The organism is Clostridium sp., assembly GCF_036642255.1.
Classification (GTDB): Bacteria; Bacillota; Clostridia; order Clostridiales; family Clostridiaceae; genus Clostridium_J.
Window position 1 is genome coordinate 1 of the sequence record NZ_JAVWDJ010000030.1, and the last position, 14,367, is coordinate 14,367.

General features: G+C 32.0%; 13 protein-coding genes. 12 read left to right on the top strand and 1 reads right to left on the bottom strand.

The window, feature by feature from the left end; all coding sequences use genetic code 11:
- The 12 genes from RR409_RS14670 to RR409_RS14725 form a co-directional block, all read left to right on the top strand.
- Positions 1-263 (top strand): hypothetical protein (locus tag RR409_RS14670; RefSeq protein ID WP_332558517.1); only part of this gene is annotated, 263 nt, incomplete at its 5' end.
- Between the two features lie 342 nt (positions 264-605).
- The gene (locus tag RR409_RS14675; protein WP_332558518.1) at positions 606-1,169 is read left to right on the top strand and encodes a TetR/AcrR family transcriptional regulator; all 564 of its coding nucleotides are present in this window, start codon (positions 606-608) and stop codon (positions 1,167-1,169) included.
- A gap of 119 nt (positions 1,170-1,288) precedes the next feature.
- Positions 1,289-3,667, top strand: coding sequence for an endopeptidase La (gene lon / locus RR409_RS14680; protein WP_332558561.1), 2,379 nt, complete (start codon positions 1,289-1,291; stop codon positions 3,665-3,667).
- A gap of 104 nt (positions 3,668-3,771) precedes the next feature.
- Complete coding sequence (locus tag RR409_RS14685; protein ID WP_332558519.1) at positions 3,772-3,993, top strand: NifU family protein; 222 nt, start codon at positions 3,772-3,774, stop codon at positions 3,991-3,993.
- Positions 3,994-4,008: 15 nt separating this feature from the next.
- Positions 4,009-4,905: a DUF2156 domain-containing protein gene (locus RR409_RS14690; protein ID WP_332558520.1), complete on the top strand. Its 897-nt coding sequence runs from the start codon at positions 4,009-4,011 to the stop codon at positions 4,903-4,905.
- 600 nt (positions 4,906-5,505) lie between these two features.
- Positions 5,506-8,166 carry a translation factor GTPase family protein gene (locus RR409_RS14695; protein ID WP_332558521.1) on the top strand — a complete coding sequence of 887 codons (2,661 nt, stop codon included), beginning with the start codon at positions 5,506-5,508 and terminating at the stop codon, positions 8,164-8,166.
- A 383-nt stretch (positions 8,167-8,549) separates the two neighbouring features.
- Positions 8,550-9,128 carry a hypothetical protein gene (locus RR409_RS14700; protein WP_332558522.1) on the top strand — a complete coding sequence of 193 codons (579 nt, stop codon included), beginning with the start codon at positions 8,550-8,552 and terminating at the stop codon, positions 9,126-9,128.
- 301 nt (positions 9,129-9,429) lie between these two features.
- Complete coding sequence (locus RR409_RS14705; protein WP_332558523.1) at positions 9,430-9,936, top strand: hypothetical protein; 507 nt, start codon at positions 9,430-9,432, stop codon at positions 9,934-9,936.
- A 122-nt stretch (positions 9,937-10,058) separates the two neighbouring features.
- Positions 10,059-10,511, top strand: coding sequence for a DUF4829 domain-containing protein (locus RR409_RS14710; RefSeq protein WP_332558562.1), 453 nt, complete (start codon positions 10,059-10,061; stop codon positions 10,509-10,511).
- A 346-nt stretch (positions 10,512-10,857) separates the two neighbouring features.
- A complete protein-coding gene (locus tag RR409_RS14715; protein WP_332558524.1) occupies positions 10,858-11,802 on the top strand; it encodes an alpha/beta hydrolase in 945 nt (314 codons plus the stop codon).
- Positions 11,803-12,145: 343 nt separating this feature from the next.
- Positions 12,146-12,433, top strand: a complete 288-nt coding sequence (locus tag RR409_RS14720; RefSeq protein ID WP_332558525.1) for a hypothetical protein — start codon at positions 12,146-12,148, stop codon at positions 12,431-12,433.
- A 503-nt stretch (positions 12,434-12,936) separates the two neighbouring features.
- Positions 12,937-13,200, top strand: a complete 264-nt coding sequence (locus RR409_RS14725; protein WP_332558526.1) for a hypothetical protein — start codon at positions 12,937-12,939, stop codon at positions 13,198-13,200.
- 206 nt (positions 13,201-13,406) lie between these two features.
- Here RR409_RS14725 and RR409_RS14730 read toward each other — a convergent pair whose 3' ends face one another.
- On the bottom strand, positions 13,407-14,330 hold the full coding sequence (locus tag RR409_RS14730; RefSeq protein ID WP_332558527.1) for a hypothetical protein: 924 nt from the start codon (positions 14,328-14,330) through the stop codon (positions 13,407-13,409).
- Positions 14,331-14,367: the final 37 nt, after the last annotated feature.

Below are 14,367 nucleotides of genomic sequence, written 5' to 3' on the forward strand. Positions count from 1 at the left end.
AAGCCTATGAGGAACTGTTTTTGTTAAATAGTTATACTAAAGAGGAATTAAAGCTCATGGCTGAAACAATGAGTTTATTAAATATCAACTATTTTGGAGGAACCACAGGTGCTATTAGAGATCAAGTTATAAACTCTGAAGGATATAACTTATGGGTGGAATCTGATGAGAACTTCTTTAAGGAATATGTACGCAATATGATTCAGGATAGTAGTACAAATAATAATAAATTGGAAGTTCCAAAGCAGGATATGGGAAAATAGGCTGGTGTTAAAGGCTTTGAATTTTTTTAAGTAAATATTGAAGTGTGCAAATGTTCCCTCAGGCTGTTGGCTTGGTGGATTTTTGCTTTAGGGGTTCTAACTTTTGCGCAGAACTAAGAATATTTGCGTTAAGGGTTGGGTTTTGCGTATTTGTTTATGGAGAATAATATAGTTTAAGTCTCCATACTGGTGAACAAATTCTGCTTGCTATGGCTTTGTGGGCATTGAAAAAAATGATGAAAAAGAGTATAAAGAAATTGACGAGTAAAAATAATGTTATCTATTATTATTGACAATAAATGAATGGTCGTTTATTATACAGATATAGATAGAGGTGGTCAGATGAGAAAAAAAGATGATGAAAAAGAAAAAAGTATAAAAGAAGCAGTAATAAAGTTAATACTTGAACAAGGGTTTCAGGGTACTTCTATTTCAAAAATTGCTAAAACGGCAGGGGTTTCTCCAGCAACGGTATATGTATATTATGAAAATAAAGAAACCATGCTACAGGATATTTATCGTGAATACTCAGAAGAAATTTTCAGTTATCTTTTAAATAGAGTACATCAAGAAATGGGAGGACAACAACTTATAGAAACACTTGTGAAAAGTTATTATACTTATATTCAAGAACATGAAGAAATTTTTCACTTCGTAGATCAGTTTTCAAATTGTCCCTCATTAGCTTGTGGTTGTTCAGAAAGAAAAGGCATTTACAATATTGATAATTTGATAGCAGAGATGAAAAATAAACATATTATCAAGGATTATAATATTGATAATTTACTAGCAATTATGTTTTATCCAGTAAAAGCAATTGCAGTGGACAGCAACAAAAGTGAAGCAGAGAGGGCAGAGTTGCTCAAAGAAATGATTGAAATTATACAGGATGCTTTGCTAACATAAAGAAATTTAAAGCGAGATAATTTTGTGAAAACTATTAGCACAAAGGAATCTCGCTATAACTTAACAAATAATTAAATGAGCGTTCACTTATGAAAGCTCATGAAGAAAGGAAAAATACTATGATAAATTTAAATGAAAATAATAAAGAAGGAATGGTTATTCCTATATCTGATATTGTTTTATTGCCGGGTGTAAGTTCTATGCTTAGAGTAACTGGTTTTAGCGAGGAGGAACTTCGAAATTTAGAAGAGAGAAATATTGAAAATATTGCAGTATCCCTAAAGCAAAATTTTAATAAAAAGCACTTGAAAGAAGAAGATTTTTATAGAGTAGGTGTTACCTTTAAGGTGGATCAAGTAGAGAAAATAGAAAATGGCTACCAGCTTAAGATTAAAGTTTTAGATCGTGTTGAGATAAATGCCATTAGTATTCAAAATGATTATATACATGCTGAATTTGATATTTCACCTGATAATATAGACCTTAATGAAAAGAGCCAGGAAGAAATGTTAGGGTATGTGAAAAAAGTTACTCATGAAATGGCCAATAAATTCCAAGGGTCGGAGCAATATGTGAAGGTAATTGATGAGATAATGGATTTAAATTCACTCATGGTTCATCTGTCTCAATTCCTGCCAATATCAAATGGTGAAAAGTATGACTTGCTTGAAACACAATCCTTAAAGGAGAGAAGTTTAAAGTTTATGGATCATCTTATTAAACAAAAAGAAACCGTTGAATTACAAATTCAGATGGCAGAGAAGTTTTCTGAGAAATCAAATAAATATTATAGAGAATCATTACTCAGGGAACAATTAAAAGTCATTCAAGAGGAATTGAATGAAGGGAAGGAAAAAGGCACTAATAAGGATAAAGATTATTCAAGTAAAATTGAAGAGGCTCAGATGCCTCTTGATATAAAGAATACTGCTCTTGAGGAATTAGATAAATTGCAATCTCAAAGTCCTAATAGTTCAGATTATAATGTTATACGTAATTACTTGGATTTATTAGTGCAGATGCCTTGGAAAAAGAGTGAGGCAAAACCTATTAATTTAGGGGAAGCAAGACGAATTTTAGATGAACGACACTATGGCTTGAACAAAGTTAAGGATCGAATAATACAGCATCTAGCCGTAATGCAGCTTAAAAAAGACAAAAAGGGTTCTATTCTATTACTTGTAGGACCTCCTGGAACAGGAAAGACAAGTCTAGGTAAGAGTATTGCAGAAGCTCTTGATAGAAAGTATATTCGTTTGAGTTTAGGTGGAATTAGAGATGAAGCAGAAATTAGAGGACATCGTAAAACTTACGTTGGAGCTATGCCAGGAAGAATTATTCAAAGCATCAAAAAGGCAGGAGAAAGCAATCCTGTTATGGTTTTGGATGAAGTAGATAAGCTAATGAACGGTTATAATGGAGATCCTTCCAGTGCATTACTTGAGGTACTTGATCCAGAACAGAACAACAGCTTTACAGATCATTATTTAAATCTACCTTATGATTTATCAGAGGTTTTCTTTATTGCTACAGCTAATTCTCTTGAAAGTATTCCAGGCCCATTATTGGATAGAATGGAAGTTATTCAAATCTCCAGCTATACAATAAATGAGAAGTTCCATATTGGAAAAAATCATTTAGTTCCTTCAATTCTTGAAGAGCATGGATTATCAGAGGAACAATTAGTTGTTGAAGATGATGTGTTACAAAAAATAATTAGTGATTACACATTAGAAGCTGGGGTTAGAGGACTAAAAAAACAATTGGCTGCACTTGCAAGAGTAACTTCCGAAAAAATAGTATCTAATAAAGTAGAGCTACCTTACAAAATTAAAGTGGGACAATTAGAGGAATTATTAGGGAGACAAGTTTCAAGACATGATAAGGCGGAGCTTGATAATCCACCAGGGGTTGTCACAGGACTTGCATGGACTCCTGTTGGAGGAGAAATACTCTTTATAGAAGCAACTGACATGTCAGGAAATGGACAAGTTATTCTAACAGGTAAACTAGGCGACGTGATGAAAGAATCAGCTAGAATTTCTTTAAGCTTATTAAAGTCAAGATTACCAATGAATTCAATTAACTTTAAGGAAAGGGATTTACACATTCATGTTCCATCAGGGTCGGTTCCTAAGGATGGTCCATCTGCGGGTATTACATTATTTACTGCTCTTGCTTCCTTAGTCACAGGTATTAAGGTGGATTCCAAAATTGCAATGACAGGAGAAATAACTTTAAGAGGTGCCGTATTGCCAATAGGTGGTTTAAAGGAAAAATTATTAGGAGCTCAAAGAGCTGGTATAACAACATTATTAATTCCAAAGGACAATGTAATTGATCTTAAGGACGTGCCTGAAGAAGTGAAGACGCAACTTACAATTATACCTGTAGAGACTATAGAAGATGTGCTTAAAGAAACTTTAGGGATTTCCTTACCTAGAATAGAGCGTATGTTCAATCAAAAGGTATCTGATGAGGTATCTTTCCAAGTATAGATAAGGCATTTGTGACTTGTTATTTTAAATGTCGTAAATAAACATAGCCATGACAAAGGGGCTTAGTACCTTGTACGCTATATATAGAAGGAGAAATTAAAAATATGAAAGAATTAGTAATGAAATCCTTAGATAGAATTCGCCCAATACTTCAAAGAGATGGTGGGGATGTAGAACTTGTAGATGTTAATAAAGATGGAATTGTAAGCGTAAGAATGAAAGGTGCTTGTGGAAATTGCCCTTCAGCAATGATGACCATAAAAATGCTTATAGAACAAACTCTAAAAGAGGAAGTTATAGGAGTTAAAGAAGTTATAGGGGTATAAAAGGATGGTAGATTTATGATATTTAAAAAATTATGTTTAGAAGACAAAGAGATTATAGACAAATATATTTATCCATATAAATTTTTCAGTTGTGAATATTCCTTTACAAGTTTATATATTTGGAAAGATGCCTGTGATGTTCAGTATGCCATATATAAGCAGGCTCTTATACTAAAAAAGAAGGACTTTGATGGAAACTATCATTTCATGCAACCTTTAGAGTATAAAAGAGAAGACCTAGGAGAGATTATAGAGGAATTAAAAGCATATAGAGAAAAAAATCATATGAAATATTTATTTAAAGATTTAGAGGAGAGCTTTATAGAAGAATTAAATGTTTTGCTTAGTGGAAAAAACGGGTTTTGTATAAAAGAAGATAGAGATAACTTTGATTATTTATATGAAGCAAAAAAGCTTATGACTTTATCAGGTAAAAAGCTTCATTCCAAAAAGAATCACTACAACGCTTTCACCAAGAACTACAACTATGAGGTAGTTGAAATAAGCGATGAAAAAGTAATTCAAGATGTTATCCTTGCAGCTGAAAAGTGGTATGAGGAAACGGATGAAAAAGATAGTAAACTGTATTATGAACTCCTGGCAATAAAGAATATAGTTAATAATATGAGTTTATTAAACCTTAATGGGGTAGCAGTATATGTTGATGGAAAAGTAGGGGCATTTAGTATTGGTGAAAGTTTAAATGGAAAACTTGCTGTGATTCATATTGAAAAAGCTGATAAAAATATAAATGGTATATATAGTTTTATCGCAAAAACATTGATAGATAAATGTTTTAATGACGCAGAAATAATAAATAGGGAACAAGACTTGGGCATTGATGGACTTAGAAAATCTAAAATGTCTTATTATCCTTTAAAACTAGAGAAGAAATTCATTCTTAGCTTCTAGGAAGATCTAAAAAACTAGCATAGGATGGAATTTTAGGTCACGTTCCCAATTGGAATCTAAATGAAGTATACACCCTGATAAATATATCTCATATTATTTGGACTGCTTTATATATGTTGATTTAGAGTACGTCTATACTCTTAGGGTGATTAACAAATAGTTTATGGAAAGTGTTGTTAAATTCTAGCTAAAATACCCATAAGAATAGTATAGTCAATGAGAAATACCATAGTGCTAATAAGATTAATAAGCTCAGTTACTTCCATGAAAAACACTTTGTTAGTATATGAGCAAATAGTTTATTAAAATAAAGTTACATAAAGTATAAAATAATGACTACTATTTGTATGTAAGAAATTATGGCATGTGGTATAATTTCCTATAATAGACTTAATGAAATTATAATTTTTAACCACATTTTGAAAGGGTAATTCTCCCATCCTCTTCAGGTGGGAGTCTTCGGCTAAAAGCTAAACTTTGGTATAACAAAGTACCTTTGTTTAAGTTAAATCTCCTTCCAAAGCCGCTCACTAAAATGAACTTGTTCATTATTTAATATTCAGTTATAAACTAAAGAAAAATAAAGGGTTTGATATAAAGATGAAAAAATTAGTGATTGGTATATTAGCACATGTAGATGCAGGTAAGACTACTTTATCAGAAAGCCTGCTTTACATCAGCGGTAAAATAGGGAAAATAGGAAGAGTTGATAATAAAGATGCGTATTTAGATACTTATGAGCTGGAGAAGGAAAGAGGCATAACTATTTTCTCTAAGCAAGCCATATTCGAAACTGGTGGAATTCAGTTTACTTTACTGGATACGCCTGGGCATGTAGATTTTTCCGCTGAAATGGAGAGGACCCTTCAGGTGTTGGACTATGCTATCTTGGTGGTGAGTGGTGCGGATGGAGTCCAAGGACATACAAAGACTTTATGGCGGCTCTTAGAATCATATAACATTCCTGTTTTTATTTTTGCGAACAAAATGGACCAACAGGGAACAGATAAGGAAAATTTAATGAAAATGCTTAAAAAGCAACTCAGTGATGGATGCATTGATTTTGGAAATGGGGAAACAGAAGATTTCTACGATGAACTGGCTATGTGTGAGGAAAGTATGCTGGAAGGATTTTTGCAAACAGGGAATATTGAAACTCTTCAGATAAAAAAGGTTGTTAAGGAGAGAAAGGTTTTTCCCTGCATTTTCGGCTCCGCTTTAAAACTCCAAGGCATTGAGGAAATCATGAAGTGTATTGGAGAATATGTCACCATGCCTTCCTATGCTGAAGAATTTGGTGCAAAAATTTTCAAGGTTACAAGAGATGAACAAGGAAATCGTCTTACACATTTAAAGGTGACTGGTGGAAAACTGAAGGTAAAGGATGTTCTTTCCAATCATTGCTGGGAAGACAAAGTGAATCAAATTCGCATCTATTCGGCACAGAAGTTTGAAGCTGTAAGTGAGGTAGATCCAGGTTCTGTGTGTGCTGTCACAGGATTAAGTAAGGCTATTCCAGGAGAAGTGATGGGGATAGAAAAAGCCTCAGTGGCTTCCATTCTTGAGCCAGTACTTTCCTATGAGATGATACTTCCAGAGGGCTGCGACCCTAGAGTTATGCTTCCAAAGTTTCGTGAAATCGAAGAGGAAGAGCCAGAACTTCATATTGTTTGGGATGAAAGGCTTCAAGAAATTCAGGTGCGAATCATGGGAGAAGTACAAACTGAACTACTGCAGAACATGATACAAAAACGTTTTGGGGTTCTGGTGACCTTCGATGCTGGAGGAATCATATATAAAGAAACCATTACCAATATTGTTGAGGGAGTAGGGCACTTTGAGCCACTAAGACATTATGCTGAGGTTCACCTTCTTTTAGAGCCAGGTCACAGGGGAAGTGGCTTGGTGTTCGAAACAAAATGCAGTGAAGATGTTCTTGGTAGGAGCTGGCAAAGACTTGTTCTGCAGCATCTTGAAGAAAAGTTTCATAAAGGGGTTTTAACAGGTTCAGAAATTACCGATATGAAAATTACTTTAGTTTCTGGTAAAGCACACAATAAACATACTGAAGGTGGCGACTTTAGAGAGGCAACCTGGCGTGCAGTGAGGCAAGGGTTGATGGAGGCACAATCTATTGTTTTAGAGCCATATTATTCCTTCCAGCTAGAACTACCAGAGAAAATGGTGGGTAGAGCCATGACTGATATAGATAAAATGAATGGAACTAGTGAAATATCATATTCTGATGGTGAAATGTCAGTGCTTGTGGGGAGTGCCCCTGTTAGTACCATGAGGAATTATCAGAAAGAAGTGATTGCCTATACCAAGGGTAATGGGAGGTTGTTTTGCACCCTGAAAGGATATGCACCCTGCCATAATGAGGAAGAAATTATAAAGCGTATAGGATATGATCCAGAAAGGGATTTTAGTAATCCCACTAATTCTGTATTCTGTGCACAAGGTTCAGGGTTTATTGTTAAATGGGATAAAGTAAAGGATCATATGCATTTAGAAAGTTACCTTGAAGAAAGTAAAAAATTGTTAGAAGTAGCTCCACAATATGGATCAGCATACATAGAAGAAACCTTTATTAGTAATGAGGAAATAGACCAAATTTTAAATAAAACTTTCTATACCAATCAAGGAAAGAAATCTGTGTGGAAAAGACGAAAAACAGCAGTTGAAAGCTATTATAAACCTGCTAATACAGATAATTCTATTAGGGAGTATACAATGAAAGAAGAGTATCTTCTTGTGGATGGCTATAATATTATTCATGCATGGCCAGAGCTACAAGAGCTTAAGGACCTCAATATGGAAGCTGCTAGAATGCAATTGCTTGATACCCTAAGTAATTATCAAGGGGTTCGAAAGTGCAAGATTATTGTGGTTTTTGATGCCTATGCTGTTCAGGGCCATAGGGAAGAAATTATAGACCATAACAATATCCATATGGTATATACAAGAGAGGCACAAAGTGCAGACCAATATATTGAGAAGTTTGCTCATGACAACAACAAAAAATATAACATAGTGGTGGCAACCTCAGATGGTTTGCAGCAACTTATCGTTCTAGGCCAGGGATGCTTATTGTTATCTGCTAGAGAGTTAAAGCTTGAAATTGAAAAAACTAATGAGAGAATTAGAGAGGAGTATGAAAAGCTCCAGAAGGTTAATCGGAATTATCTTGGTGATACCTTGTCCACTATATCAAGGCAAGAGATACAAGAGCTGGTTAAAGAAAAGGACAATAAAAAGTAAACACCTACATAACTGAGGGTGGTTATTTTTTATTTTTAAATCAATGAAATAAATAAGAATCACTCCAGTGATGATTAACAAAATTTCTAAATAGGGACAGTGCTACTATTATACAACTAGTGGGATTAGAACTGCCCCCTGTTATGTAATCAAGGGGCAGTTCTAAATTTCAGAGGACAAAAACTTTCTTCCAAAGTGGTTAGATTAGTCTCTGCATTTTCATGAGCTAACTAAAGCACCATATAAATAGTGAAGGTCACATGAATTTAATATTACGAGGTATCCTCTAAAACTTAGGAGCTTTAGTTAATTTTCAAATTATAAATTTCACTTTATCAGAATATATTTCCTATAGAAGTATATTTTTTGGAGGTGAGTTTAGTATGGCATTTAAAAGAACTGCTCAATGCAAAAAGTGTGGAGAGGTTTTGTTAAAAATAGAATCGGGTATCGGGGAAGTCACTTACAGTTGCAAGGCCTGCAATAGTGAGGTAGCAACAGTAACCTATGACGAGTATCAAACTTTGTTACCAACATGTGAACAATGTGGTGGGGATACCTTTAAAGCTAAAATAATCGAGGATGATTTTAAAGAATATTTGGATGCAGAATGTGTGAGTTGTAAAAAACCACCTAAAACTGTTTATATGGACAACTATGGTTATATTATAAATGAAGATAAGAGAATGCAGATTATTAAACAAGATGAGTTGAATAGATTAAGAGAAGAGAATGAATATAAGGTTGATTTAATTCAAATCCTAGAAAAGAAAATCGAAAATTTAAATGGTGATCTAGAAGAGAAGGATACTTATCTTTATATTCTAGAAAAAACATTAAAGGATAATGAGTATGAACTATCTAACTTTGAAAGAAATATACGGGGGAAAGAAGAATACATCTCAGACTTAGAGTATAAAGTAGCTGACTTAGAAGAGAAACTAAGAAATTTAATTAAATAAAAAATAAAGGGTTTTAAAGTATAGCTTTAAACTCTTATTTTTTTGTCAAAAATAAATAAGCTTCAGATTATGACTTATTTGAATACATAGAGAGCTTGAGTTTTTTTAGAGGTGTTACAGTGAACACAATTTGTTTTGCTACTTTAAATCCAAGGAATCTGAAGTTACTGGTATATTATCACAGTAATTATATGGTAAAATAAACCTATTAGAATTATATAGGTGGCTTATTTAAGTCAGACTAGTAATTTATTGCGTAATAAGTGCTCTTTCTCATTCATTAATTTTAGGGGGAATAAAAATGATTAAAAATAATATGAAGTCTCTATTAATTCATATAGTAATTAGCTTATTGTCTTTTATTATTTATATGCTTTTTCATGCTTCTTCTGTGAAGTGGGTGTCCGAGGAAGTTGCTAGGAAACATCATGTTTACATGCTTGAAATTTCTGCTGTGGTTATTATAGTTTCATTATTTTTATATTATTATTTCGGTAGGAAGTTTTTAACCAATCAAGCATCTTTCTTTAAAAACATAATATCACTTAGCATAGTTGGGTTAATAGGCATAGCCTTATGGCTGGCCGCATTTTGTATTGATTTATCAGGGGGAACTCAAATTCTACTAAATTCACAATTATGGCAATTGTATAGTTTATATTATGGATACTGCTTGTACCTAGTAGATGCGATAACCGCTACTAATCCTTACATTATGCTTGTATTTGGAATTTTGCCAATTATAGTTATGTATCTTGGAGTAAAAAAATCTAATGATACGGAGACGCAAAAAACAATTAGTAATTAGTTCATAATATTCTAAAGATATGTCGCAAGCGTAATTTATTTAATATTAAATTATAAATAGATTGTTAGTAGGGGGCGGTTATTATTAATAAGAAAATTGGATTAACGATTTTATGTTTGTTAATGATTTTAACAGGATGCACATCCAAAAATTCAAAGGATAAAAAGATTGATGTAGCTTTATTAACGCCAACGGAGGTTATAGAAGAATTTTTAAAATGTTATAACCAAAAAGATTTGAAAGGTATGAATGTATTTACAACTGAAAAGTATCATTATTCAGAATCAAGTTGGGGGTTTGATAATTTAGAATATATTAAACTTATCAATATAATTGAAGATACTAATCAAGAGAATAAAGAAATGTATTTACGCCAGATGAAAAAAGGGCAAATACTAGATATGGAAAAAGAAAAATCAGAATTAGAAAATGCAACAATTTTTGACGTATATTTTGAAGTTAAGTATAAGAAAGAGGGTGTTGGACCCAGTGATAGTGGGAAGGATAGATACAGCTATACTTTAATCAGAAAAGACAAAAATTCACCTTGGCTAATAAGTTCTATGGGATATTAGTATAATTAGGCAACGTTAAATCATGGTTACATACGAACTGATGGTTCGTAATTTGATAATTAAGCGACGTAACTAATGAAATTTAGAGTAAAATAGTGTTCTTTGAAAACTGAATAATGCGGTATTATAAATAAAAGTTAACGGAAGTATTTTGGAAATTAATGCAATAAAATGGTAAGTATGATACACTTTTCTTATGAATTAAGTCATAGTTGTAAGAAAATACGAACTAAAGAGAGGGTAAGGTTACCATGCAAAAGCATTAGAAAAAATATATGAAATATAAAAATCATAGGATAATTATTAATAACTAATACATTTATTTTTATTAGAGGAGATATAAGACATGAAAAAACAAAACGATTATTTTTCAGAATATATCAAAATCAATGGAATAGAACAATACTTGTTACACCACACCATCAATACTGAACTTCCTGTCCTTTTATTTTTACATGGTGGTCCAGGAATGTCAGAATCAACATTCGCATATGCTTTTCAAAAAGAATTATCAAGTTTATTTAACATTGTTCATTGGGACCAGAGAGGTGCAGGAAAAACATTAACCAAAACCAAAAGAAATAGTAATTATCCTTCTGTTGATGAATTAATAGATGATTTATTGGAAATAGTTAATTATTTGAAAAAGAAATATAACAAGGAGAAAATTGTTATTTTAGGTCATTCTTGGGGAAGTGTTCTGGGAACGTTATTTGTGATGAAATATCCTCAAGATGTACTATACTACATAGGAGCAGGACAAGTAGTAGATATAGTGGAGAATGAAAAGATTGGTTACGAAAAGGTAAAGGAATTAATAATAAAATCGGGCAATAAAAAGGATTTAGACAGCTTTGAAAAAATAGGAGTTTATCCCGAAAAAAATTACGAAAAACCGATGATAAAGAAAATACAAAGAATTAGAATATTGCAAGGAAAGTATAAGGTTGGAATGGATTTTATTCCTATAATAAAAACATTACTTAAAAGTCCTATTTTTAGGTTAACAGATATTTTAAGTTTAATTAAAGGGATGAATAATAATAAAAAACTTTGGGATTTTTTATTTTCGCATAGTTTATATGAGGAAAGTCATGATTATGAAATACCTGTTTTTTATATTCTTGGAGACAGAGATTTTCAAGCCCCAAATACAATAGCAAGTCGTTATTTCGATTCAATTAATGCACCAAACAAAAAAATGTTTATTATCGAAGATGCTGGTCACTTTATGATGCTTGACCAACCGAAACTGTTTGCTAATGCATTGGCTGAAATTTGCAGACTATGAGTAAATACTAAGATTATAAATTATAAATAAGAGGTAGGTAAGTCGCATATTTCTTAAATGGCGAAATCAATATACAATTAAATAATTAAATCACAATACCGTATTATTCAACGAGAATATGCGGTATTTTTTACGTCGTAATTCAAAAAGAAAATGACGTAACTTTCTAAAATTTAGACTTCGAACAAATTTCTTTAAAAACTGAATAATACGGTGGTTAAAAACAAAAATCATCTAATGTATATTGAAATCAATGCAATAAAATGGTAAATATGATCCCCTTTTCTTATAAGTTAAGACATAATTGTAATTTATTGCGTAATAAAATATTGGAGGGCAAATAATGAGCCTTAATTCATACAAAGCAGAGGTAAGGAATTTTCTTGAAAAGATTAATCCCATAGACCAAGGAGTAAACCCAAAAATCAAATGGTTAGAGGAAGAATTTCAACTATTAAAAGAATCTGTAGATGCAAATGAAACAAATAAAATAAGACATCAAATTTATGATATGTTGTATTTACTTTTTGAAATTTCTGCAGACTATGATTTCGATTTAGACAGTGAATGGAATTTGGGTAAAGAGAAAAAACTAAAAAAATATATGTCTATCTCTAATGAAGAGGTATAATTATGGGTCACAATTTTCTTTAAGAGTGATTTTTCAATAAAAGGAGTTTTTACAAATAAAAATATCATGAATAATTAAATATACCAGAAAAGCAAATTAAAGATATAAAGCAATAGCTAAAACTCAAGAGGACAAAGTTAGTAATTAACAAACATAAAGAAGGTTGTACCAAAATTATTTTTCATCTAGTACAACCTTTAAAAATAAGTTTTATAAATTATATTTTTTCTTATATAGAGTCTAATTTACAACTAACTAGAATGTACCTTCCATACTAAGCTACATACAATAATTTTAAATTATCCAGCTGCCATTTTCCACCTCCATGTATCGAGATTATTTTTCTTCAAAAAAAATCTAATATACCTCTGATCTGCATTTTTGCTTATCTTTAATTAACAAAATGTCTACTATTGACATCATTATAATTTTTGATAAAATAGGAATATACGAACAAATGTTTGGAAATTATAAGAATGAAATATTATTTTGGTGGTGAGTTCATGAAGATTGTTGCAAAACCAATTTCTATGGTGGCATGGTTTGACTCTAAAGGTGTGCCACATCCTGTGAGGTTTAGGATTGAGGAGGAATCTCAGGAGGAAGTAGTTATAAAAATTGGTAGAGTTATAACAAAAGAGAAGGAAAAATTAGCTGGAAATCATATGCTGATTTTTAATTGTCAGAGCATTATTAAGGGAGTGGAAAAACCCTATCAATTGAAGTATGAATTAAGTACCTGTAAATGGATTTTATTTAAGATCTAGAGTTTCATTTTAAGACTTAAGATGGAAAAGCTATGGGAAGTAAGGGGAATATTACCAAGCCCAGCCCTTCGGCTCTTCACTACCACCCAAGGGGTGTTTGACTTATCACCCAAAGACTAGTAAAGAGCAAATCGCATTTTAAAAGGCAGCCACATCAAAATCTGTATCTGATGTATCTGCCATCTATTTAATATAAACATTCATTTTTAATTATCCTCAAAATAGCTTAGTTCATGGGATTTTAATATCCTTCTTGAAAGCAGAGTATAGTATATTTTAACATACTCCCCCTCCTGAAAGAATTGTAGTTTATCTGTGACGAATCTCACTTCTACTTTTCGTTTATAATTTGTCACTATATAAGTATAATACAATCTGCGACTATTATTTCTACTTGTGTGCTCATAAAAGCCTATACACTCACCTTCAAGAGAGGCAGAAAGATTAAATATTAGGTCCAATATAAATAATAAAGGCCTTGCAAAAATTAATATTAAAAATATAAGTGATATTTTACTATAGTTCTCAAAGCTTTGGGATATAGAAATAATTGCTATAAGGAAAAACACCATGTTCATAAGAAACCAGCTTGCATAATCTTCAAGTAAATTCTTCCGCGAAATTCTCCTATCTAAATGAGAAAAGTCTAGTTTGAACCTCCAAAAAAAGTTGCGTTTATCTACATTTTCATCATAGCCAACGACTTCTTTTAGCCACTCTGTTTGCCTATCAGTTTTTAATAACTTGTTGGATACCCAGGCTACTGACATTGGAACAGAAAAGAATAACATGTTAATGGCAGTAGTGCTAGCTATGGATACTCCCATTTTTCTAGTTATTACAAGGACATAAACTAGCAGTAACAAGTTAATTATGAAAATTAGACTTCCGTTTTCCTTGGAACCACTTTTTATATCCTGAAAGCTATAAGCTTTCAACCTGAATAATAAAACAATAGCAATAATTAATGCAAGTATCCTGAAAGTAAAGGAAGTACTTGCTACAAATGTAATTATCGCGAAGCTGTAACCAAGTAAAGAGGTAATATGAGCAGCTGCATTAATCCCTGTTAAAGCAGTAAATAGATAAAAAAAATCTAAAGCTTCTCTTTTTTCACTTTTGTTCCCCAAAATTAAATCCCCCTAATTTTATATTGTACTGTATATA

What these genes read in the sequence shown, in the direction of transcription:
- RR409_RS14715 (WP_332558524.1), top strand. Translation starts at nt 10,858, where the DNA reads ATGAAAAAACAAAACGATTATTTTTCAGAATATATCAAAATCAATGGA.
- RR409_RS14720 (WP_332558525.1), top strand. Translation starts at nt 12,146, where the DNA reads ATGAGCCTTAATTCATACAAAGCAGAGGTAAGGAATTTTCTTGAAAAG.
- RR409_RS14690 (WP_332558520.1), top strand. Translation starts at nt 4,009, where the DNA reads ATGATATTTAAAAAATTATGTTTAGAAGACAAAGAGATTATAGACAAA.
- RR409_RS14725 (WP_332558526.1), top strand. Translation starts at nt 12,937, where the DNA reads ATGAAGATTGTTGCAAAACCAATTTCTATGGTGGCATGGTTTGACTCT.
- RR409_RS14675 (WP_332558518.1), top strand. Translation starts at nt 606, where the DNA reads ATGAGAAAAAAAGATGATGAAAAAGAAAAAAGTATAAAAGAAGCAGTA.
- lon (WP_332558561.1), top strand. Translation starts at nt 1,289, where the DNA reads ATGATAAATTTAAATGAAAATAATAAAGAAGGAATGGTTATTCCTATA.
- RR409_RS14710 (WP_332558562.1), top strand. Translation starts at nt 10,059, where the DNA reads ATGATTTTAACAGGATGCACATCCAAAAATTCAAAGGATAAAAAGATT.
- RR409_RS14705 (WP_332558523.1), top strand. Translation starts at nt 9,430, where the DNA reads ATGATTAAAAATAATATGAAGTCTCTATTAATTCATATAGTAATTAGC.
- RR409_RS14695 (WP_332558521.1), top strand. Translation starts at nt 5,506, where the DNA reads ATGAAAAAATTAGTGATTGGTATATTAGCACATGTAGATGCAGGTAAG.
- RR409_RS14685 (WP_332558519.1), top strand. Translation starts at nt 3,772, where the DNA reads ATGAAAGAATTAGTAATGAAATCCTTAGATAGAATTCGCCCAATACTT.
- RR409_RS14700 (WP_332558522.1), top strand. Translation starts at nt 8,550, where the DNA reads ATGGCATTTAAAAGAACTGCTCAATGCAAAAAGTGTGGAGAGGTTTTG.